Annotated in this window: 7 protein-coding genes; 3 read left to right on the top strand and 4 right to left on the bottom strand. The window is 70.8% G+C overall.

The genetic code is table 11. From position 1 onward, the window contains the following. Positions 1-28 precede the first annotated feature (28 nt). The gene (locus CCN51_RS19425; protein WP_078610339.1) at positions 29-2,818 is read left to right on the top strand and encodes a helix-turn-helix transcriptional regulator; all 2,790 of its coding nucleotides are present in this window, start codon (positions 29-31) and stop codon (positions 2,816-2,818) included. Positions 2,819-2,877: 59 nt separating this feature from the next. On the opposite strand, the gene CCN51_RS19420 is transcribed toward CCN51_RS19425, so the two are convergent. The 4 genes from CCN51_RS19420 to CCN51_RS19405 form a co-directional block, all read right to left on the bottom strand. Continuing rightward, entirely contained in the window at positions 2,878-4,602 is a 1,725-nt protein-coding gene (locus CCN51_RS19420; RefSeq protein ID WP_014173977.1) for a 3-hydroxyacyl-CoA dehydrogenase family protein, read from the bottom strand. Between the two features lie 44 nt (positions 4,603-4,646). Beyond that, positions 4,647-5,675 carry a 3-oxoacyl-ACP synthase III family protein gene (locus CCN51_RS19415; protein ID WP_014173978.1) on the bottom strand — a complete coding sequence of 343 codons (1,029 nt, stop codon included), beginning with the start codon at positions 5,673-5,675 and terminating at the stop codon, positions 4,647-4,649. 6 nt (positions 5,676-5,681) lie between these two features. Beyond that, positions 5,682-6,134 carry a nuclear transport factor 2 family protein gene (locus CCN51_RS19410; RefSeq protein WP_014173979.1) on the bottom strand — a complete coding sequence of 151 codons (453 nt, stop codon included), beginning with the start codon at positions 6,132-6,134 and terminating at the stop codon, positions 5,682-5,684. A 66-nt stretch (positions 6,135-6,200) separates the two neighbouring features. Then, positions 6,201-7,391, bottom strand: a complete 1,191-nt coding sequence (locus tag CCN51_RS19405) for a cytochrome P450 (protein WP_014173980.1) — start codon at positions 7,389-7,391, stop codon at positions 6,201-6,203. A 353-nt stretch (positions 7,392-7,744) separates the two neighbouring features. Here CCN51_RS19405 and CCN51_RS19400 point away from each other — a divergent pair, with 353 nt between their 5' ends. Together CCN51_RS19400 and CCN51_RS19395 are read left to right on the top strand one after the other, a co-directional pair. After that, positions 7,745-22,684 carry a type I polyketide synthase gene (locus CCN51_RS19400; protein ID WP_086859840.1) on the top strand — a complete coding sequence of 4,980 codons (14,940 nt, stop codon included), beginning with the start codon at positions 7,745-7,747 and terminating at the stop codon, positions 22,682-22,684. Positions 22,685-22,737: 53 nt separating this feature from the next. Continuing rightward, on the top strand, positions 22,738-23,926 hold a 1,189-nt coding region (locus tag CCN51_RS19395; protein ID WP_211303236.1), incomplete at its 3' end, for a beta-ketoacyl synthase N-terminal-like domain-containing protein.

Below are 23,926 nucleotides of genomic sequence, written 5' to 3'. Positions count from 1 at the left end.
TCGGCGAAATGCGGGGGAAAGATTCAGTATGCTCATCGGTAGGGAATTAGAACTCAGTAAATTGAAATCTGCCCTGGCTGAGTCTGCGACGAACAGAGCGAGAACCGTTGTCATCGAAGGCCCGGTCGGCTGTGGGAAGACCGAGCTGCTGGAAACCCTGGCCACCAGTGCCGTGGCCAGTGACGCGTTGGTTCTGAGAGCGACCGCACTGCCCTGGGAGATTTCTCTGCCCCTCGGTGTCATGCGGCAGTTGGTCGACAGCCCGTCGCTGCCCGAGGAATCGGGGCGGCGTCTCCGGGAGCTGCTGGACGAGGACGAGGCGGCCGCCGATCCGGAGTCGGCCGACGTGCTGGCCCCGGTCGGCGCCGCCCGTATGCAGAAGGTCTGCGCGGCTCTGCACGAAGTGGTCCGGGACCGCCAGGTATTCATCGCCATCGACGATCTGCAGCATGTGGACGGGAGATCGCTGCAATATCTGCTGTACATCGCCGGTCGTTCCCGGTCGGTGCGGCTCATGATGGTCTTCACCGAGGTCCTCTACTACTCCCAGCGCGACCCCGCGTATCGCACCGATTTTCTTCGTCAGCCGAATTTCGAGCGCATCCGGCTCAATTGCCTGGACCGCGACAGGACCGCCGAGCTGATCGCCGTTCAGCACCCGCTCCTGACGGCGGACGACACGGCGGTGACGGACTTCTACGCCGCCACCGGTGGCAATTTCCTTCTGCTGCGCGCTCTCCTGGAGGACCGGGTGCTGGCGCCTGCCCCGGAGCAGCGCGAGCTGACGGAGACGCTGGCCGGTGGCGCGTTCGCCCACGCCGTACTCACCTGTCTGGACCGCAGCGGCCCGTTGGCCGCCAAGGTCGTCGACGGTCTCGCGGTGCTCGGCGAGGCCGGCACCCTGGACGTGCTGAGCCGGCTGTGCGACCTGCCCCGGGTCGCGGTGGCGCAGGGGCTGCGCGCCGTGCAGGCCGCCGGGGTCGTCCAGGACTGGCACTTCCGCCATCCGGCGGCCCGGGCCGGGGTGCTGGACGCGATGGACCCCGAGTACCGGCGCCAGTTGCATCACCGGGCGGCGGTCCTGCTGTACGTGGACGGCGTCCCGGCCGCCACCCTCGCCCCCTATCTCCGGGCGGCCGAGTGCATCGACGAGCCCTGGACCGTGTCGGTCCTGCGGGACGCGGCCGAGGAGGTGCTCGCGGAGGACCACGACCGGCTGGCCGTCGAGTACCTGGAGCTGGCGCACCGGCTGTGCACCGACGACCACCAGCGCATCGAGATCAGGATCCGGACCGCCGTCATCCTGCGCCGCAACAACCCTTCCGGCGCGGAGAAGGTGGCCGATGAGCTGCTGGCGGTCCTGGAGGCGGGGCAGGTGGCGCGACAGCAGTACATGGCGATCGCGGAGCTGTTCGTCGGGCACCGGCGGGTCGACGAGGCGAGCGCGGTGCTCGGGGCGCTGCGCAAGATGACCAGTGAGGCGCCCGCCAAGTCCCAGACCCCGCTCTCACTGATCATGGATGACTCGAATCCATGGGCGGAGAGCCGGATGTTCGCGCCGCAGAACGGGGGCTACGCGCCATCGTTGGTCGTACCCGCCTGGGAGCCGGAGCAGCACCGCTACAGCCTGCCGTGGAACGTGGCCATGACCGCGAAGCGGGACGAGGTGTACGCATCGGCCGAGGCGCTGCTTCAGCGCTCCGTGCTCACCGACGCCACCCTGGAACCCATCTTCACGGCCATCAAATGCCTGGTGTTCGCCGGCCTGCTGGAGAAGGCCCGCCACTGGCTGGACCTGTTCCTGGAGGAGACGGAGCGCCGCAAGGCGAGCGGGTGGTACGCGCTGTTCGCCGCGTTGAGGGCCGAGGTCGCCCTGCAAGTAGGCCATTTGGCCGAGGCCGAGCGATTCACCCAGGCCGGGCTCGACCGCATTCCGGAACAGAAGGGAAGCGTGCTGGTGGGAGGGCTGATCGCCACTCAGGTGATGGCCCAGACCCGGATGGGCAACTATCAGGCGGGTGCCCGCAGGCTCAACCATCCCGCGTCGGAGTCCCTGTTCTGCAGCGCCTACGGCCTGATGTACTTGCGTGCCCGAGGCCACTACAACCTGGCCATCAACCGGCTCAACGTCGCCCTGGAGGATTTCCTCGCCACGGGACGGCTTGCCCAGCAGTGGGGCGTGGACCAGCCCGTGTGGGTGCCCTGGCGCGGCGATGTCGCGGAGGTGCTCCTGCAGCTCGGGGAGAGTGAGGAGGCCGAGAAACTGATCAGCGAGCAGCTCGCCAGGACGGACGACGACACCACCGGCCGGGTCCGTGGCGTCTCCCTGCGCCTGCTCGCGGCGACGGCCGACCTCAATGAGCGTCTGCCGCTGCTCACCCGCGCGGTGGCCCATCTGCAGGCGGCCGGCGACCGGCTGGAGATGGCCCGCGCGCTGTATGACCTCGGTGAGACCCACCGGGTGCTCGGAGACACCACCCAGGCGGCGATGGCCCAGCGCCGGGCGTGGCAGCTCGCCAAGGACTGCGGTGCCGAACCGCTGTGCGCCCGGATGCGGCTCGAACACGACGACGAGATCTGGGACAGCATGACCCAGGGGACTGCGGTGGACACCCGGGAGGCCAAGCTCAGCGACTCCGAGAAGCGGGTGGCCGTGCTCGCGGCCTGCGGCTACACCAACCGGGACATCTCCTCTCGGCTGTACATCACGGTCAGCACCGTCGAGCAGCATCTGACCCGGGTGTACCGCAAGCTGAAGATAGGGGGCCGGCAGCAGCTCCCCATCGACCTGCAGTTCGATATGAGCGAGATCGTCTGACACACCGCTCGGGGCGTGGTCCGCAGACCACCCCCGCACGCCGCACCGTGCCGCCTCGATCAGCTCTTGCCGTGGTCGCGGAGGCCCCGCCCGGTCTTGCGCCCCAGATACCCGGCGCGCACCAGATGCTCCAGATACTGCGCCGGGGCCAGCGACGGGTCCAGGAACGTCTCGTGCAGGGTGCGCTGGATCTGCAGCGACACATCCAGCCCGATCACATCGAGCAGCCGCAGCGGCCCCATCGGATAGCCGTGGCCGCCGGCCATCACCGCGTCGATGTCGTCCGGGGCGATGGCATGCCTCTGGACCAGCTCGATCGCCCGGTTGAGATACGGGAACAGCAGGGCGTTGACGATGAAACCTGTTCGGTCCGAGCAGCCCACCGGACGCTTGCCCAGGGCGGTGGCCGTCGCGTACGCCGTGCCCACGGTCCCGTCCGAGGTCAGCGCGGTGCGCACCACCTCCACCAGCTTCATCACCGGGGCCGGATTGAAGAAGTGCATGCCCACCACGTTCTCCGGGCGGCCGGTGGCGGTGGCGCATTCGATGATGGGCAGGCTGGAGGTGGAGGTGGCGAGCACTGTGTCCGGGCGGGTGAGCGCGCCCAGCTTGGTGAAGAGCGCCCGCTTCACCGGGAGGTCCTCCACCACCGCCTCGATCACCAGATCGCAGCCCTCGAGCGCCTCGTACTGCGACGCGGCGGTGAGCCGGACCATGGTGGCCTCCAGCTCGCCGGAGGACAGCTTGCCGCGGCTCACCGCCCGGGTGAGCGAGCGTTCCACGGCCAGCAGCGCCTCCTTCGCCCGGACCTCGCTGCGCGCCACCAGCAGCGTCGGGTAGCCGGCCCGGGCGCACACCTCCGCGATGCCCGCGCCCATCGTCCCCGAGCCGACCACCCCGATGGAGCACACCGGCCGGGACGGGTGCGCGGGGTGTTCGGCCGCGGCCGGTGCCGGGGAGCCGACGGTGTAGTCGTAGAAGCCGCGGCCGGCCTTGCGGCCCAGCAGCCCGGCGGCCACATAGTGGGAGAGCAGCGGGGCGGGGGCGTAGTCGCGGTCGCCGGTGCGCTCGTACAGCGCCTGCAGCGAGGCGTGTGCGACATCGAGGCCGATGGTGTCGAGCTGCGCGAGCGGGCCGGCCGGCAGTCCGCAGCCCAGGGTCATGGCGGTGTCGATGTCCTCGCGGGAGGCGTAACGCTGCTCGTACATCGCGACCGCGCTGTTGAGGTACGCCATGGTGAGCGCGCCGCCGATGAAGCCGGGGCGGTCGTGGACCAGCACGGGCTGCAGCTCCAGGGAGCGCACCAGGGCAACCACGTCCTCGCGGACCGCGGCGTCGGTGATGGGGGTGCAGACCACTTCGAGCGCCGTGGCGGCTGGCGTCGGGAACAGGTGCAGCCCCACCGTGTGGGTCATCAGCCAGCTCAGCGAGGAGGCCAGTTCGGTGACGGCGTGGCCGGTCGTGGTGGTGGCGTACACCGCGTCTCGGCCGCACACGATGCTCGCCCGGTCGATCACCTCGATCTTCGTCTCCAGTCGCTCCGGTACGGCCTCGACCACCAGATCTGCACCGGCGGCGTCCTCGATGCGGGTGGTGAAGCGGACGTGGCCGAGCACGGCCTCGTCGGCGCCCGTGGCCGCCACCCGCTCCCGGCCGCGCTCGCGTTCCGTCTCGTCCGCCTCGACGGCGACCACCGGCAGCCCGTGGCGGGCCAGCAGCCCCGTCAGCGTGGCACCGACGGTGCCGATCCCGATCACCGCGACCTTCGAAAAGCGCTGTGCCATGGCGATGAGTCCTTATCACTTCGCTGGAGGATAGAGGGCCGGGTTCAGCGTGGGTTCGCGTCGCCGTCCCAGTGCAGCAGCGCCGAGCCGACCGACATGCCGCCGCCGAACCCGGCCAGCAGCAGCAGTTCACCGTCCCGGAACGCCCCGGCGCGGCAGACGGTGTCCAGGGCGAGCGGAATGGAGGCCGCGCTGGTGTTGCCGTGCTCGTCGACGGTCAGATGCAGCTTCGCCCGGTCCAGGCCGAGCCGGGGGAACGCGTCGCGCAGCATCACCCCGTTGGCCTGGTGCGGTATGAAGTGGTCCACCCGGGCCGGGTCCACACCGTAGGTGCTCAGCAACGCCCTTACGGCCTGCGGCAGTTCACGGGCCACGAACTCGCTGACCGCGCGCCCCCGCATCTTGAACCAATGCGCGCCGTCGGCCAGCGTCTTCTCCGAGGCGGGCAGCCTGCTGCCGCCCGCCTCGACATGGATCAGATCGTGCTGGTCGCCGTGGCTGGTCAGCCGCGACCCGATCAGCCCCCGCCCCGGGCGCACCGGCCCGAGGACCACCGCCCCGGCGCCGTCGCCGAACAGCACGGCGGTGCGCCGGTCGGCCCGGTCGATGATGCGCGAGTACACGTCCGCGCCGATGACGAGCGCGTACCCGGGCGCCGTGGGCATCGGGCCGGGCCCGGGTACACGAGACGGAGACAGCAGCCGGGCCGCTGTTTCGAGGGCGAAGACGAAACCGCTGCACACCGAGTTGACGTCGAACGCGGCGGCGCGGTGCGCGCCGAGCCGGTACTGCACCAGACACGCGGTGGCCGGCTGCGGATGGTCCGGGGTGGAGGTCGCGACGACGACCCACGAGAGCTGCTCCGCCGCGATCCCCGCGGCCCGCAGCGCCGACTCCGCCGCCGCCACCGCCAGGTCCGAGGTGGCCTCGGTCTCGGCCGCGTATCTGCGGCTGCGGATGCCGGTCTTCCGTACGATCCACTCGTCGGTCACTCCCGCCCGCTCAGCGACCAGGCTGTTGGAGACCGTCTCGGCGGGAAGGTAGGAACCGGTGCCCAGAACACCGATGTTCATCTCAGATCATTTCTTGTCGATGATGGTCGCGTCGCCGCGCCCGTAGAACGCCTGCATCCGGTCGGCGAGACCTTCCTCATTGATCCGGATCACCATGACGATGTTGACCCGGATCATTTTGTTCTCGGGGTCCTCGGGGGGCTCCGGCGGCAACAGTCCGGTCTGCGCCATCGCGGGACCGGCCAGCGGCAGGTAATTGAAGGTGGAAACAATAGGGACGGCCGCCCAGCTCCCGTCCTTGGAAGCAACCGGAGTGGCAGCGTCCTCATAGGCCCCGGAGAAGATCGCGGCGGCGGCGCGCTGGCTCAGCGCATCCAGCCCGTACTGCTTTCCATTGCCTACCGGGTCCTCGAAGCTGCACTTCTCGGCGTACAGTTTCAGCAGCCCCTCGACATCGCCCTCGTTGATCATGCGGCAATGTTCGAGGATCACACGCTTCGCCGTTGCTTCATCCCGCATCTGGTCTCCGCCTGTTCGCGCTGTGGTGTGTTCTCTTACGGACCGGCTCTGTCACCGGCGTTCCGCTCAGGCGTGCTTCACCGAGACCGGAAGGGATTTCACGCCGAAGAAGTTGTGCTCGTAGAACTCCAGGGAGGCGTCCCGGTCGATCCGCACATCGGAATAGCGGTCGAAGAGAAGATTCAGGGCGACCTTGCCTTCGAGCCGGGCCAGCGGAGCCCCGATGCAGAAATGAATGCCCTTGCCGAACGCCACATGGGGATTGGGCGACCGGTGAATGTCGAACACATCCGGATCCATGAACCGGCGCTCGTCCCGATTCGCCGACGCCAGCCACGGAATGACCACCGAACGCTCCGGAATCGTCACCCCGGAAAGCTCCACGTCCCGGGTGGTGTACCGGCCGGTGATGGTGAACGGCGGCCGGTAGCGCATGACTTCCTCGATGGCCGCGGGCAGCAGTGAACGGTCCTCGCGCACCTCCCGCGCCGCCTCCGGGTACTCGTCGAAGCACAGGATCGAGCTGGACAGCATCATCGTCGTGGTGATGTGCCCCGCGACCAGCAGCAGCCGGGCGAAGTTCACCGCCTCGGCGCCGGAGATCGGATCCCCGTCGACCTCGGCGGTCACCATCTTGCTCAGCAGGTCGTCCCCCGGGCGCGAGCGGCGCTCGTCGAGTTGCCCCTCCAGGTAGAAGTCCATCTCCTCGATCGCCGACCGCAACCGTTCGTACGTCTCCGGATCGTCGATACCGGCGATCTTCGCGGCGATGATCCGGTCCGCCCAGTGCCGGAAGACCGGTCGGTCCTCGGCCGGTACGCCCAGCATCTCCGCGATCACGATCACCGGCAGCGGATGGGTGAGCTGCCGCACCAGATCCAGCTCCCCCGCATCGCCCGCCTCGTCTAGCAGCAGCCGGCCGATTTCCTCGATGCGCGGCTCCAGTTCCGCGACCATGCGCGGGGTGAAGACCCGGCTGATCTGACGGCGCAATCCATGATGCTCGGGCGGATCGATCTGCGCGAGATCACCCTTGGCGATCTCCGCCGCCTTCGGGGATATGGGAGTCGGGTCCGAGGAGAAATCCGCGTATTCGGTCAGCACGTGCTGTACATCCGCGTGCCGGAACACATACCAGCTTCCATTGTTGTCCTGAACGACCGGACTTTCCTCGCGCATCCGGCGCAGCCAGCCGAACAGAGTCGCTCCGCCGTCGGCTGCCGAAGGTGGGGTCAGGGAAATAGCCTGTTCGGACATGAACAGCTCCTTGCGGCCACGGAGTACGTGGACGCGGTGGTGTGGGCCTCTGGAGATTCAGGTCGGTTGCGATGGGACGAGTGATGGCCCGGTGAATAGTTGTGGGCAGTAGGAACCGTAGCGCCCGAGGAAAAGGACGACATCCCCAGAAGAACGGTAGGGGGCGCTCCGGGTGGGCTAGGGGTGGGGGCTCGGACTCTAGGGGCGAAGCGCCCGGAGGTGCGGGTCGACATGGCATCGGGCGGCCTGTTGAGATCGAGGCATCATCGCGGGCCAACGGGCCGAATTGTGAGTCGCCTTTTCCGATCCATTGATGGTCTCTATGTAATTCCCGGGGAGCTCTGGAGATAGTGTTGGCGGACAAGAAGGATGACCTGATCGCCGTCGTGGGGGTTTCCTGCCGCCTTCCCGGGGCATCGGACCCCGCCGCGTTCTGGGAGCTGCTGCGCACCGGCGGGGACGCCATCGGCGCACCGCCCGCCGGGCGCTGGGGCCGCACCGAGGACGACGCGGCGGACGGCGGGGCGGACGATGTGCCGGACGCCGCGCAGGACAGCACGGTGGACAGTACAACGGGCGGCACCGGCGGGTCGGCCCCCGTACGCGGCGGCTTCCTCGAACGCGACCGGATCGAGGAGTTCGACGCGCGCTTCTTCGGTATCGCCCCGCGCGAGGCCGCCCTGATGGACCCCCAGCAGCGGCTGATGCTCGAACTGAGCTGGGAGGCACTGGAGGACGCCCGACTCACCCCCGCCCGGCTCGCCGACGGCCGCTCCGGCGTCTTCGTCGGCGTCATCGCCGACGACTACGCGGCCCTGGCCGCCCAGTACGGCCCGAGCGCGGTCGCCCCGCACGCCATGACCGGCCTGCACCGCAGCATCATCGCCAACCGCGTCTCGTACTTCCTGGGGCTGCGCGGGCCCAGCATGACCGTCGACACCGGCCAGTCGTCGTCCCTGGTCTCCGTCCACCTGGCCTGTGAGAGCCTGCGCTCGGGCGAGTCCACGGTCGCCCTCGCCGGCGGCGTCAACCTCAACCTGATCCCCGAGACCACCGACCGCATCGCCCGGTTCGGCGCGCTCTCCCCCGACGGCCGCTGCTACACCTTCGACGCCCGCGCCAACGGCTACGTACGCGGCGAAGGCGGCGCCGTGGTCGTCCTCAAGCGCCTCTCCCAGGCCGTCGCCGACGGCGACCCCATCCGCTGCGTCCTGCGCGGCAGCGCCGTCAACAACGACGGCGGCGGCGAAACGCTCACCGCACCCCACCGGCTCGCCCAGGAGGAGGTGGTACGGCTCGCCCACGAGCGGGCCGAGGTGTGCGCCGCCGACGTGCAGTACGTCGAACTCCACGGCACCGGCACCAAGGTCGGCGACCCCATCGAGGCCGCCGCCCTCGGCGCGGTGATCGGGGCCGAGCACGAGGACGGCCGGCCCCTCGCCGTCGGCTCGGTGAAGACCAACGTCGGCCACCTCGAAGGCGCGGCGGGCATCACCGGGCTGCTGAAGGTGATCCTCAGCGTCCAGCACCGCGAACTCCCCGCGAGCCTCAACTACGCCACCCCCAACCCCGACATCCCCCTGGACCGGCTGAACCTGCGGGTGCAGGACGCCACCGGACCGTGGCCCCACGACGCCCGCCCCCTCCTCGCCGGTGTCTCGGCCTTCGGAATGGGCGGTACCAACTGTCATGTGGTGGTGGCCGAATGGTCGAGCACCACTACCGGCGAGCACCCCGAGCCCACAGCCCCCATGGGTGCCGGGGTCGTGCCGTGGGTCGTCTCGGGCAAGGGCAAGGACGGGCTGGGCGGCCAGGCCGCACGACTGGCGGAGTTCGCTGGTGAGCGGGATGAGCTGTCGGCGGTGGATGTGGGCTGGTCGCTCGCCACCACCCGTGCGGCGCTCGGGCACCGGGCTGTGGTGCTGGCCGGGGATCGGGGGATGGCGGTGGCGGGTTTGGGTGCGGTGGCTGAGGGTGTGCCTGTGGCTGGTGTGGTGTCGGGTGCGGCGGATGTGCGGGGCCGGGTGGTGTTCGTGTTCCCGGGGCAGGGTTCGCAGTGGCAGGGTATGGCGGCGGAGCTTCTCGATTCCTCGGTGGTGTTCGCGGAGCGGTTCGCGGAGTGTGATGCGGCGTTGCGGGCGCATGTGGGGTGGTCGGCGCTGGATGTGGTGCGTGGGGTGTCTGGTGGGCCGTTGCTGGAGCGGATCGAGGTGCTTCAGCCGGTGTTGTTCGCGGTGAATGTGTCGTTGGCCGCGTTGTGGCGTTCGGTGGGTGTGGAGCCGGCTGCTGTGGTGGGTCACAGTCAGGGTGAGATCGCGGCGGCGTGTGTTGCTGGTGCGCTCACGTTGGAGGATGCGGCGCGAGTCGTGGTGCTGCGGAGTGCTTTGTTTGCTGAGGAGTTGGTGGGCAAGGGTGCAGTGGCGTCGGTGGCGCTTTCGGCCGATGCGGTCGAGGAGCGGCTTGCGGTGTGGGGTGGCCGTCTGGTTGTCGCTGGGCGCAACGGCCCGGCTGCCGTCACTGTGGCTGGTGAAGTGGCGGCGTTGGAGGAGTTCGTTGCGGGGTGCCGGGCCGAGGGGGTCCGGGCGCGGGTTGTGGGTTCCACGGTGGCTTCGCATTGCGCGCAGGTGGATCCGTTGCGTGACCGGATTCTGGAGATGTTCGCCGATGTGGTGCCTCGGCGTGGTGGGGTGCCGTTTTATTCGACGGTGACCGGTGCTGTGTTGGAGACCACGGGGTTGGATGCGGAGTACTGGTTCCGTAATGCCCGGCAGCCGGTGGATTTCGAGGGTGCGGTGCGTGCGCTGCTGGCTGATGGTTTTCGTTTTTTCGTGGAGTCCAGTGCGCATCCGGTGCTGGTGATGGGGGCGCAGGCTACGTTCGAGGATGCGGAGGTCGATGCTGTCGCGATCGGGTCGCTGCGGCGTGATGATGGTGGCCCGGGGCGGTTCCTGGCCTCGATGGCCGAGGGGTATGTACGGGGTCTGCCTGTCGACTGGGATGTGGTGTTCGCGGGGACGGGGGCGCGGCGCGTCGAGCTGCCCACGTATGCCTTCCAACGGCAGCGCTACTGGCTCGACGCCATCACCGGCCGCGCCGAGCCCACCCTCCCCTGGCGGCTTCCGGCACCGGACGTGGCGGACATCGACGACGAGCCGGACGGCTCCGGGCCCGCGCTGCGCGATGAGCTGGCGTCGCTGCGTACGGCGGAACAGCAGGAGTATCTGCTGCGGCTCGTCCGTACCCACGCCGCGGCGGCGCTCGGCCACGCGTCGCCGGACGCGGTCGACACCGAGCTCACCTTCAAGGACCTCGGATACGACTCGCACCTCTCCGTGCTGCTCCGCAACACCCTGAGCGCCGAGACCGAACTGCCGCTGCCCACCACAGTCCTCTTCGAGTACCCGACGCCCGCCGCGCTCGCGGGCCATCTGCACGAGTCCCTGTTCGGCGCCCGGTCCGAGGCCGAGGCGGGGCCCGTTGGCCGGTCCACGGCGGAGGATGACGATCCGATCGCCATCGTCGCGATGGCCTGCCGTTTCCCCGGCGGGGTGGAGTCCCCCGAGGCGCTGTGGGACCTGGTGGCCGCCGAGCGCGACGTCATCTCGGACTTCCCGGACAACCGGGGCTGGGACCTGGAGCGCCTGTACGACCCGGAGCTGGAGCGCCGTGGCACCAGCTACGTCCGGGTCGGCGGCTTCCTGCGCGGGGCGCCCGACTTCGATGCCGAATTCTTCGGCATCTCGCCGCGCGAGGCACTGGCCATGGACCCGCAGCAGCGGCTGTTGCTGGAGACGTCGTGGGAGGCCATCGAGCGAGCGGGCATCGACCCGCTGTCGCTGCGCGGCAGCCGAACCGGTGTGTTTTTCGGCGCCATGTTCCAGGAGTACGGACCACAGCTCCAGGAGGGGACACAGGGCGTCGACGGCCACCGGCTGACCGGCACCATCACCAGCGTGGCATCCGGCCGCGTGGCGTACACGCTCGGCCTCGAAGGTCCCGCCGTCACTGTCGACACGGCGTGCTCGTCGTCGCTGGTGGCGCTGCACTGGGCGGTGCAGGCGCTGCGCTCGGGCGAGTGCTCGATGGCGCTCGCCGGCGGTGTGACGATCATGTCGACGCCCGGCATGTTCGTCGAACTCAGCCGTCAGGGCGCGCTTTCACCAGACGGGCGTTGCAAGGCGTTCGGCGCGGCGGCCGACGGTACGGGTTGGGCCGAGGGCGTCGGTGTGCTCCTGGTCGAGCGGCTGTCGGAGGCGCGTCGCCGGGGCCATCAGGTGCTGGCTGTCGTACGCGGCTCCGCCCTCAACCAGGACGGCGCCTCCAACGGGCTCACCGCCCCCAACGGCCCCTCCCAGCAGCGGGTCATCCGCGCCGCGCTCGCCGACGCCCGGCTGACGGCGGACGAGGTGGACGTGATCGAGGCGCACGGCACCGGCACCACGCTGGGCGACCCGATCGAGGCGGGCGCCCTGCTCGCCACGTACGGCAAGGACCGCCCGGCGGACCGGCCCCTGCGACTGGGCTCGGTGAAGTCCAACATCGGCCACACCCAGGCCGCGGCGGGTGCGGCCGGTGTGATCAAGATGGTGCTGGCCATGCGGCACGGAACGCTGCCGAGCACTCTGCACGCGGACGAGCCATCGCCGCACATCAACTGGTCGTCGGGCGCGGTGGAGCTGCTGACCACGCCGGTGGAGTGGGCGCGCGGCGAGCGTCCGCGCCGGGCCGGTGTGTCGTCGTTCGGCATCAGCGGCACGAACGCGCACGTGATCCTTGAGGAGCCCGCAGAGGCGCCGCGTGAGGAGCGGCCGGTGGCTGGCGAACCGGTGCTGGTCACAGGCACGGTGCCGTGGGTGGTGTCGGGCAGGACGGCGACGGGTCTGCGGGGTCAGGCGGGTCGGCTGGCGGCGTTTGCCGCCGATTCCGGTGAGTTGGCTGCGTTGCGGGATGTGGGCTGGTCGTTGGTGGCGTCGCGGGCGGTGTTGGAGCACCGGAGTGTGGTGCTGGCCGGGGACCGCGATGCGGCGGTGTCGGGTCTGGGCGCGGTGGCCGAGGGTGTGCCGGCGGCTGGTGTGGTGTCGGGTGCGGCGGATGTGCGGGGCCGGGTGGTGTTTGTCTTCCCGGGTCAGGGGTCGCAGTGGCGCGGGATGGCGGCGGAACTTCTGGATTCCTCGCCGGTGTTCGCGGAGCGGTTCGCGGAGTGCGATGCGGCGTTGCGGGCGCATGTGGAGTGGTCGGCGCTGGATGTGGTGCGTGGGGTGTCGGGTGCGCCGTCGCTGGAGCGTATTGAGGTGCTTCAGCCGGTGTTGTTCGCGGTGAACGTCTCGCTGGCTGCTCTGTGGCGTTCGGTGGGTGTGGAGCCCGCTGCTGTGGTGGGCCACAGCCAGGGTGAGATCGCGGCGGCGTGTGTCGCTGGTGCGTTGTCGCTTGAGGATGCGGCGCGGATTGTGGTGCTGCGCAGTGCGTTGTTCGCTGAGGAGTTGGTGGGCAGGGGTGCGGTGGCGTCGGTGGCGTTGTCGGCCGATGTGGTTGAGGAGCGGCTTGCGGCGTGGGACGGCCGTCTGGTCATCGCCGGGCGTAATGGCCCGGGTGCTGTGACGGTGGCTGGTGAAGTGGCCGCGCTGGAGGAGTTTGTCGCCGGGTGCCAGGGTGAGGAGATCCGGGCACGGATTGTGGGCTCCACCGTGGCCTCCCACTGTGCCCAGGTCGATCCCCTCCGGGACCGCATTCTGGAGATGTTCGCGGGGGTCACTCCGCGGCGTGGCGAGGTGCCGTTCTATTCGACGGTGACCGGTGCCGCGCTGGAGACCTCGGAGTTGGACGCGGAGTACTGGTTCCGTAATGCTCGTCAGCTGGTGAATTTCGAGGGCGCGGTACGTGCGCTGCTCGCTGATGGTTTCCGTTTCTTCGTGGAGTCCAGTGCTCACCCGGTGCTGACGATGGGCGCGCAGGCCACCTTCGAGGACGCGGAGGTGGAGGCTGTCGCGATCGGGTCGCTGCGGCGTGACGAGGGTGGTGCGGGGCGGTTCCTGACGTCGATGGCCGAGGGGTATGTGCGCGGTCTGTCCGTCGACTGGGACGCGGTGTTCGCGGGCACGGATGCCCGGCGCGTGGAACTGCCCACGTACGCCTTCCAGCGGCAGCGCTACTGGCTGGATAGCACCTCCGCCACCGCGGGCGATCCGGCCGGGCTGGGGCTCGGCGCCGCCGACCATCCGCTGCTGGGCGCCGCGGTGCGGGTGGCGCGGGGCGACGGGGTGCTGCTCACGGGCCGCCTGTCGCTTTCGACGCATCTGTGGCTGGCCGACCATGCGGCGCTCGGCAGTGTGCTGCTGCCCGGCACCGCGTTCGTGGAGCTGGCGCTGCGCGCGGGGGAGACCGTCGGCCGCGACCAACTGGCCGCCCTCACCCTGGAGGCGCCGCTGGTGCTGCCCGAGCGTGGCGGTGTCCAGCTGCAGGTGGCGGTCGACGCCCCGGACGACGCGGGGCGGTGCCAGGTCGCCGTGTACTCCCGCCCGGACACCGAGGACCGGGACACCGCCGACCAGGACGAGCCATGGACCCGACACGCCACCGGCGTCCTCACCGTCTCCACCGCTCCGGCCCCCGTGACCCCGGGGGAGGACGTCTGGCCGCCGCAGGGCGCCGAACGCATCGGCCTGGACGGCTTCTACGAGCGCGTCGCGGACAGCGGCTATGGCTATGGCCCGGCGTTCCAGGGCCTGCGGGCCGCGTGGCGCGGTGCCGACGGGGCCGTCCACGCCGAGGTGGACCTGGCGCCCGAGCAGGCCGAGGAGGCAGGCCGCTACGGCATCCACCCGGCCCTGCTCGACGCCGCCCTCCACCCCGCCCTGCTGTCCGTACTGGACGACCCGCAGGCCGCCGTACGGCTGCCGTTCGCCTGGAGCGGGGTCCTTCTGCACACCGTCGGGGCCACCACAGTCCGGGTGCGGGTCCAGCCGGTGAGCGAGGACACCGTGGCTGTGACGGTGGCGGACACCACCGGCGCCCCCGTGGCCACCGTCGAGTCGCTCACCCTGTTGCCGGTGTCGCCGGCCCAGCTCGCGGACGGCGCCGGCGCGGCCCGGCAGGCCCTGTTCCGTACGGAGTGGACCCCGCTGGGTGCCACGACGGCCGCGGACACCCACGACTGGGCGGTGCTGGGCGCGGCCCCGGACGTCGGGACGTTCGGCGATGTCGCGCGGCACGTTCCCGACCTCGACAGCCTGGCTACCGAACGCGCCGGGGTCGTACTGACCGGCTGCGCCGCCCCGTCCACCGCCACCGGTACGGACCTTGTGGCGGACGTGCACACCGCCACCGCATCCGCGCTGGAGCTCGTGCAGTCGTGGCTGGACGATGCCCGGCTGGAGTCCTCGCGGCTGGTGGTGGTGACCCGTGGCGCGGTGTCCACCGGGGCCGGCGAGGACGTGGCCGACCTCGTGCACGCCCCGGTGTGGGGGCTGCTGCGCTCGGCGCAGTCGGAGAACCCCGGCCGCATCCTGCTGGTGGACCTGGACGGCGCGGAGGTTTCGCGGGACGCGCTGGCGGTCGCCGTCGCCACCGCCCTGGAGGCGGGTGAGCCGCAGGTGGCGCTGCGTGAGGGATCGGTGCTGGTGCCGCGTCTGGTACGCGCCCCGCGCGCGTCCGCGACCCCGCAGACCCCCCGCTTCGGCCCCGAGGGCACTGTGCTGATCACGGGCGGTACGGGCACGCTGGGTGGGCTGCTGGCCCGCCATCTGGTGGCCGAGTACGGCGTGCGGGGCCTGCTGCTGACGAGCCGTCAGGGTCGTGACGCCGCAGGCGCGGCCGAGCTGGAGGCCGCGTTGCGGGAGCTGGGTGCGGAGTGGGTCGAGGTGGCGGCGTGTGACGCGGCGGACCGCGACGCGATGGCCGCCGTCCTGGCCGCCATCCCCGCCGACCACCCGCTGACCGGTGTAGTCCACGCCGCCGGTGTGCTGGACGACGGCATGGTGGCGGCCCTGGCGCCGGAGCAGCTGCGGCGCGTACTGCGGCCGAAGGTCGATGCCGCCGTGCACCTGCATGAGCTGACCCGCGACTTGGACCTGTCCGCCTTCGTCCTCTTCTCCTCCGTCGCGGGCACCTTCGGTAACCCGGGCCAGGGCAACTACGCGGCAGCCAACGCCTTCCTGGACGCACTCGCCCGGCACCGCCGCGCGAGCGGCCTGCCCGCGCACTCCCTCGCCTGGGGGCTGTGGGCCCAGTCCGGCGATATGCTCGGCCACCTCGAACAGGACGACCTGACCTGGATGAAGCGCGCCGGCATCCAGCCGCTGCCGTCCGACCTGGGCCTCGCCCTGCTCGACGCGGCCACCGCCCTGGACGACCCGTATCTGGTGCCGGTACGGCTCGACATGGCCACGCTGCGTCGCGAGGCGGCGTCCGGGATGCTGCGGCCCCTGTTCCGTAACCTCGTACGCGGCGTGCCGCGCAGGGCCGCCGCGGCCGCCGGCACCGGGGCCGATGGCGCCTCCGATCTGCGCCGGAAGCTGTCCGGGCTCGGTGGCCAGGACGAGCAGAACCGCGCACTGCTGGACATCGTGCGCGCTCAGGTGGCCACGGTGCTCGGCCATGCGACACCGGAGACCATCGCCGGGGGCCGTCCGTTCCAGGAACTGGGTTTCGACTCGCTGACGGCCGTGGAACTCCGCAACCGGCTGGCGGCCGCCACCGGGCTGCGGCTTCCCGCGACCCTCATCTTCGATCACCCGACTCCGGGCAGGCTCACCGACTTCCTGCGCACCGAGATCCTGGGCGTGACAGGCGACGAGCCCGCGGCGGTTTCCGTGGCCTCGGCAGCGGCTGACGAGCCGATCGCCATTGTGGGCATGGCCTGCCGCTACCCGGGCGGGGTCGCCTCCCCCGAGGATCTGTGGCGGCTGGTGGAGTCGGGTGGTGACGCCGTGTCGACCTTCCCGGCGAACCGTGGCTGGGATGTCGAGGGGCTGTACGACCCGGATCCGGAGGCGGTGGGGAAGAGCTATTCGCGGGAGGGCGGTTTCCTGTATGAGGCGGGGGAGTTCGATCCCGGTTTCTTCGGGATATCGCCGCGTGAGGCGCTTGCGATGGATCCGCAGCAGCGGTTGTTGCTGGAGACGTCGTGGGAGGTGTTCGAGCGGGCGGGGATCGATCCGCGGACGCTGAAGGGCAGCTCGACCGGCGTGTTCGCCGGTGTCATGCACCACGACTACGGCTCGGCCTCCGACCAGCCCGAGGGCCTTGAGGGGTACGCCGTCACCAGCACCCAGGGCAGCGTGGCCTCCGGCCGGGTCGCCTACACCTTCGGCCTTGAAGGCCCTGCCGTGACGGTGGACACCGCGTGCTCGTCCTCCCTGGTCGCCCTGCACTTGGCCGTACAGTCGCTGCGCTCGGGCGAATGCTCGATGGCGCTGGCCGGAGGTGTGACGGTGATGGCCACCCCGTGGGTGTTCGTGGAGTTCAGCCGTCAGCGGGGGATGGCTCCGGATGGCCGGTGCAAGGCGTTCTCGGCGTCGGCGGATGGTGCCGGGTGGTCCGAGGGCGTCGGTGTGCTGCTGGTGGAGCGGCTGTCGGACGCGGCGCGCAACGGTCACAACGTGCTGGCCGTGGTGCGGGGTTCGGCCGTCAACCAGGACGGCGCCAGCAACGGTCTCACCGCGCCGAACGGCCCCTCCCAGCAGCGCGTCATCCGCGCGGCGCTGGCCAACGCCCGCCTGGGGACGGGCGATGTCGATGCTGTGGAGGCCCACGGCACGGGCACGACGTTGGGCGACCCCATCGAGGCACAGGCCCTCCTGGCCACCTACGGACGGGGCCGGCCGGAGGGCCGGCCGCTGCGGCTGGGCTCGGTGAAGTCCAACATTGGCCATGCGCAGGCCGCGGCCGGTGTCGCCGGTGTCATCAAGATGGTCCAGGCGATGCGCCACGGTGTCCTTCCCGGCACCCTGCACGTCGACGAGCCGACCCCGCACGTCGACTGGGCCTCCGGCGATGTGGAACTGCTCACCGGGCCGGCGGAGTGGACGACAGACGGCCGCCCGCGCCGGGCCGGGATCTCCTCCTTCGGCATCAGCGGCACCAACGCCCACGTGATCGTCGAAGAGGCGAGCGTCCCCTCCGGGACACCCGACGACCAGCACCGGCCGGGCACGCTGCTGCCCTGGCCCGTCACCGCCAGGTCCGAGACCGTGCTGCGGGCCCAGGCGGAACGACTGGCCGCCTTCGTGGAGGCCGACACCGCGCCGCACCCCGCCGATGTCGGCTACTCCCTGGCGACCACCCGGGCCGCCCTCGAACACCGTGGCGTCGTGCTGGCGGCGGACCGTGCGGACGCCCTGGCCGGGCTCGCCGCGCTCGCCGACGGGCTGCCCACGGCGGGGGTCACCACCGGTGCGGCCGCCGAGGAACCCGGCCGGGTGGCCTTCGTCTTCCCCGGTCAGGGGTCGCAGTGGCAGGGCATGGCAATGGAGCTGCTGGAGTCCTCGCCGACGTTCGCCGAGCGGCTGCGCGCATGCGAGGCGGCCCTGCGGCCGTTGACGGGCTGGTCGGTGATCGACGCCATCAGTGGCGCCGAGGGCGCGCCGTCCTTCGAGGACGTCGAGGTGGTGCAGTCCGCGCTGTGGGCGGTGATGGTGTCGCTGGCCGCGCAGTGGCGTTCGGTGGGCGTCGAGCCCGAGGCCGTCATCGGCCACAGCCAGGGTGAGATCGCGGCGGCCGCGGTGTCCGGTGCGCTGTCCTTGGAGGACGCGGCACGTGTGGTGGCGCTGCGGGCGCGGGCCATCGGCCAGGGGCTGTCCGGTCGCGGTGGCATGGTGTCCGTACCGCTGCCCGCCGAGCAGGTACGGGAGCGGTTGGAGCGCTGGGGCGAGCGGATTTCGATCGCGTCCATCAACGGTCCGTCGTCCACCGTGGTCTCGGGCGAGCCGGAGGCGCTGGACGAGCTGCTGGCGTCCTGCGAGGCCGATGGCGTACGGGCGCGTCGCATCGCGGTGGACTACGCGTCGCACTCCGCGCAGGTGGAGTCCATCCGCGAGCAGGTGATCAGCGCCCTGGAGGGCATCGAGCCACGTCACGGCGAGATCCCCTTCTACTCGACCGTCACCGGCGGCGTCATCGACACCACCGCCCTTGACCCCGAGTACTGGTACACCAACCTCCGCCAGACCGTCCGCTTCGACGAGACCGTCCGCGCCCTGCTGACCGACGACTTCGGCTTCTTCGTCGAGTCCAGTGCCCACCCGGTCCTCACCGTCGGCCTTCAGGAGAACTTCGAGGACGCGGATGCCGCCGCGGTCGCCCTGGGCACCCTGCGCCGCGACGAGGGCGGCCCGGAGCGGTTTCTGACCTCCCTCGCCGAGGGGTATGTACGGGGTCTGGAGGTCGATTGGGACGCGGTGTTCGCCGACACCGGAGCCCAGTGCATCGATCTGCCCACGTACGCCTTCCAGCACGAGCGTTTCTGGCTGGACGCGGGTACCGCCCCGATCGGCGATGCCTCCGGTTTCGGTCTCGGTGCGACGGACCATCCGCTGCTGGGCGCGGCGGTGCGGCTCGCGGGTGAGGACCAGTTGCTGCTGACGGGGCGGCTGTCGCTGCGGACCCACCCGTGGCTGGCCGACCACGCGGTGTCCGGCACCGTGCTGGTGCCGGGCACGGCGCTGGTGGAGCTGGCGCTGCGCGCCGCCGACGAGGTGGGGTGTGCCCGGGTCGAGGAGCTGACGCTGGCCGCGCCGCTGGTGCTGTCCGGGCAGGGCGGTGTGCAGGTGCAGCTTTCGGTGTCCGCGCCCGACGAGGCGGGCCGCCGCGAACTCGCCGTGCACTCCCGCCCCGAGAGCGCTCACCAGGACGCCCCCTGGGCCCGCCACGCCACCGGCACGCTGGCCGAGGGCGAGGGCATGGACCAGGAGGCGGCCGAGGGCCTGATGGTGTGGCCGCCGTCCGGCGCCGAGTCGGTCGCGGTCGAGGGCTTCTACGAGCGGGTCGCCGAGGCGGGTTACGAGTACGGGCCGGTATTCCAGGGGCTGCGTACCGTCTGGCGCGCGGGCGAGGACGTCTACGCCGAGATCGTGCTGCCGGAGGAGCAGGCGCGGGAGGCGGGCCGGTTCGGTATCCACCCGGCCCTACTGGACGCCGCCCTCCACCCGATGCTGCTCGACGCTACGGACGCACAGCGCGTACGGCTGCCGTTCTCCTGGTCGGGGGTCGCCCTGCACGCGGTGGGTGCCACCACCCTTCGGGTGCGCGTGCGTCCGGTGGGGGAGGACGCGGTGGCGATGAGGGTTGCGGACACCGCCGGGGCGCTCGTGGCGTCCATCGACACCCTCGTCCTGCGGGCGGTGTCGCCCGATCAGCTTCGCCAGGTGAACGACGCCACGCGCGACGCGCTCTTCCGGCTCGACTGGACCCCGCTGGAGACGCTCCCGGACGCCCCGGCGGACGTGGACGGCTTCGCGGTCCTCGGCACGGACGATCTGCAACTCGCCGACGCCCACGGCTACGCGAGCCTGTCCGCGTTGATCGCGGCGGTGGACGGGGGCGCGCCGGTCCCGGGCTTCGTGTTCCTGCCGTACGGCCCCGTACGGGACGCGGAGGACGTGGCGGGTGCCGTGCGCACGGTGACCGCCGAGGCGCTGGCGCTGGTGCAGACGTGGCTGGCCGATGACCGGTTCGCCTCGTCCCGCCTTGTCATCGTCACCCGCGGCGCGGTGTCGGCCCGTAGTGGCGAGGACGTGGCGGATCTGGTGCACGCCCCGCTGTGGGGGCTCGTACGTACCGCCCAGACCGAGAACCCGGGCCGGCTGCTGCTCGTCGACACCGACGGCGAGGAGGAGTCGTACGCGGCGCTCCCGCTGCTTATGGCCGCCGCCGGCGAGGCCGGGGAGCCGCAGCTCGCGGTGCGCGAGGGCCAGGCGTTCGTACCGCGCCTCGCCCGGGCGTCTGCCGGTGGCGGCGCGTTGGTGCCCCCGGCCGGTGACGCCGCCTGGCGGCTGGACACGGCAGGTGCGGGCACCCTTGAGAACCTCGCGCTGCTGCCCGTCCCGGAGGCGCTGGCCCCGCTCGACGAGGGCCAGGTACGGATCTCCGTACGCGCCGCGGGCGTCAACTTCCGTGATGTCGTGGTGAGCCTGGGCATGGTGCCCGGACAGGAGACCCTCGGCAGCGAGGGCGCGGGCGTGATTACCGAGGTGGGGCCGGGTGTCACCGGGTTCGCGGTGGGCGACCGGGTGATGGGTCTGGTGCCTCGCGCGTTCGGCCCGGTGGCGGTCGCGGACCACCGTCTGGTGGCGCGGATGCCCAAGGGCTGGACCTTCGAACAGGCCGCGGCCGTACCGGCGGTGTTCCTGACCGCGTACGTCGGGTTGGTGGATCTGGCGGGGCTGGTCGAGGGGGAGTCGGTGTTGATTCATGCGGCGACCGGTGGTGTGGGGATGGCGGCGGTGCAGTTGGCCCGGCACTGGGATGTCGAGGTGTTCGCCACGGCGAGTGAGGGCAAGTGGGACACGCTGCGGGAGATGGGCTTCGATGAGGAGCACATGGCGTCGTCGCGGTCGCTTGAGTTCGAGGAGAAGTTCCGGTCGGTGACCGGTGGGCGTGGTGTGGATGTGGTTTTGGACTCGCTGGCCAAGGAGTTCGTGGACGCTTCGCTGCGGTTGCTGCCGCGCGGTGGCCGGTTCCTGGAGATGGGCAAGACCGACATCCGCGACCCCGAGACCGTGGCCGCCGACCACCCCGGCGTCAGCTACCACGCGTACGACCTGGCCCAGGTGGTCCCCGACCGGGTGGCCGCCATGCTCGGCGAGCTGGTGGAGTTGTTCGAACGGGGTGTGCTGGAGCCGTTGCCGGTGCGGACGTGGGATGTGCGGCGGGCGGCGGAGGCGCTGCGATTCATGAGCCAGGCCCGGCATGTCGGCAAGATCGTGCTGACGGTGCCGAGGCCGCTGGACCCGGCGGGCACGGTGCTGGTGACCGGTGGTACGGGCACCCTCGGCGGGCTGCTGGCACGCCACTTGGTGGCCGAACACGGTGTCCGGCATCTGCTGCTGACCAGCCGACGCGGCCCCGAAGCGACGGGCGCGGGGGAACTGGAAACCGGTCTGCTGGAGCTGGGGGCCGAGTCGGTGCGGGTGGTCGCGTGTGACGCGGCTGACCGCGATGCGCTGGCCTCCGTACTTGCGGCCATCCCCGCCGAGCGCCCGCTGACCGGTGTGGTGCACATGGCCGGTGCGCTGGACGACGCGCTGATCGGGGCGTTGACGCCGGAGCGGCTGGAGCGCGTACTGCGCCCGAAGGTCGACGCGGCGCTCAACTTGCACGAACTCACCCGCGACCTGGACCTGTCCACCTTCGTCCTCTACTCGTCCCTCGCGGGCACCCTCGGCAGCCCCGGGCAGGCGAACTACGCGGCGGCGAACACTTTCCTGGACGCGCTGGCCGGGCGCAGGCGGGCGGTCGGGCTGCCGGGCGTATCCCTGGCCTGGGGCCACTGGGAACAGTCCAGCGAGCTGACCGGTCGGCTGGACCAGGCCGATCTGGCCCGCCTGGCGCGCTCCGGCATTCTCCCGATGACCTCCGAACAGGGCCTGGCCCTCTTCGACGCGGCCCTCCCGATGGCCGAGCCGCTGGCGGTCACCGCGCGTCTTGAGACCTCGGCCTGGGCATCGGGTGCGGGCAGCGAGGTGTTCCAGAGCGTCGCGCGCGGTCTGGTTCCCCAGGCCCCCGTCCGGCGAGCCCGCGCGGCGCAGGCGTCGGACACCGGTGGTGGGGAGGGTCCGGCGCTGGTACGGCGGCTGACCGGGCTGTCGGAGGCGGAACGTACGGCGGCGCTGGTGGACGTCGTACGCACCCACGTGGCGACCGTGCTCGGCCATGGCTCGCCCGCGGCGGTCGAGCCGGAGCGCGCGTTCAAGGAACTCGGCTTCGACTCCCTCACCGCCGTCGAACTGCGCAACCGGCTGGCGGCGGCGACCGGGCTACGGCTGCCCGCCACCCTCATCTTCGACCATCCCACCCCCAACGCTCTCGCCGACCACCTCCTCCAGCAGATCTCGCCGGAGGACGAGCCCGCGGGCGCCGAAACCCTCCTCACCGAACTGGCCAGGCTCGAAACCGCCTTCACCGACATCACCGCGGACGATGACGAACACACCGTGATTTCCCGGCGTCTGGAAAACCTGCTGTTGACCTGGAAAGAACTGGGCGCGGCGAAGCGTGAGGCAACGTTGGCTGATCGTCTCAAATCGGCATCTGCTGACGAAGTCTTGGATTTCATCAACAACGAGCTCGGGATTTCCTGAGAGGCATTTCCACAGTCGAAATCCCATACCTAGCTCGGAGGAGGACCGGGTCAATGACGAACGATGAAACGCTGGTTGACTACCTGAAGCGCGTGGCGGCTGACCTGCACGAGACTCGTCAACGTCTGCGTGAAGTCGAGGATCGGGAGACCGAGCCGATCGCGATCGTCGGGGTGTCCTGCCGATTCCCCGGAGGGGTCTCGTCACCCGAGGACCTGTGGCAGTTGGTGTCGTCCGGGACCGATGCGATATCGGACTTCCCGACGGACCGCGGCTGGGACATCGAGGGAATCTACGACCCGGATCCCGAAGCGGTCGGCAAGACATATCTGCGGCAGGGCGGATTCCTCCACGAGGCGGGCGACTTCGACGCCGAGCTGTTCGGGATCTCACCGCGCGAGGCGCTTGCGATGGACCCGCAGCAGCGGCTGATCCTCGAATCCTCCTGGGAGGTCTTCGAACGCGCCGGAATTGACCCGACCTCGCTGAAGGGCAGTAAAACCGGCGTATTCGTCGGCGCGGCGGGCACCGGATATCTGACGAATATGCAGCGGGTGCCCGACGGCGTCGAGGGATACACCGGCACCGGCTCCTTCGTCAGCGTCGTCTCCGGCCGGGTGTCGTACAGCCTCGGACTGGAAGGCCCCGCCATCACCGTCGACACGGCCTGCTCGTCGTCGCTGGTGGCCCTGCACATGGCGGTGCAGTCGCTGCGCTCGGGCGAGTGCTCGCTCGCGGTGGCGGGCGGCGTGGCCGTGATGCCGACGCCGTGGGTCTTCGTCGACTTCAGCCGCCAGCGTGGACTGGCCCGCGACGGCCGCTGCAAGGCGTTCGCGGAGGCGGCGGACGGCACGGCGTGGTCCGAGGGCGTGGGCACCCTGCTGGTCGAGCGGCTGTCGGACGCGCGCCGCAACGGCCACCGGGTACTGGCCGTCGTCCGCGGCTCCGCCCTCAACCAGGACGGCGCCAGCAACGGTCTCACCGCCCCCAACGGCCCCTCCCAGCAGCGCGTCATCCGCGCCGCCCTGGCCAACGCCCGGCTCGGCGCCGACGAGGTCGACGCGGTGGAGGCGCATGGCACCGGCACCACGCTGGGCGACCCGATCGAGGCACAGGCGCTACTGGCCACGTACGGCAAGGCACGCTCCGAGGACCGGCCCGTCCGGCTCGGGTCCATCAAGTCCAACCTCGGCCACACCGCCCACGCGGCCGGCGTGGCCAGCGTCATCAAGATGGTGATGG

The organism is Streptomyces milbemycinicus, from assembly GCF_002154605.1.
Taxonomy (GTDB): domain Bacteria; phylum Actinomycetota; class Actinomycetes; order Streptomycetales; family Streptomycetaceae; genus Streptomyces; species Streptomyces milbemycinicus.
This window is presented reverse-complemented; position numbering and strand designations above follow the sequence as displayed.

Bases quoted from the DNA above. Each gene is read 5' to 3' on its own strand.
- CCN51_RS19425 (WP_078610339.1), top strand. From the start codon at position 29: ATGCTCATCGGTAGGGAATTAGAACTCAGTAAATTGAAATCTGCCCTG.
- CCN51_RS19420 (WP_014173977.1), bottom strand. From the start codon at position 4,602: ATGGCACAGCGCTTTTCGAAGGTCGCGGTGATCGGGATCGGCACCGTC.
- CCN51_RS19415 (WP_014173978.1), bottom strand. From the start codon at position 5,675: ATGAACATCGGTGTTCTGGGCACCGGTTCCTACCTTCCCGCCGAGACG.
- CCN51_RS19410 (WP_014173979.1), bottom strand. From the start codon at position 6,134: ATGCGGGATGAAGCAACGGCGAAGCGTGTGATCCTCGAACATTGCCGC.
- CCN51_RS19405 (WP_014173980.1), bottom strand. From the start codon at position 7,391: ATGTCCGAACAGGCTATTTCCCTGACCCCACCTTCGGCAGCCGACGGC.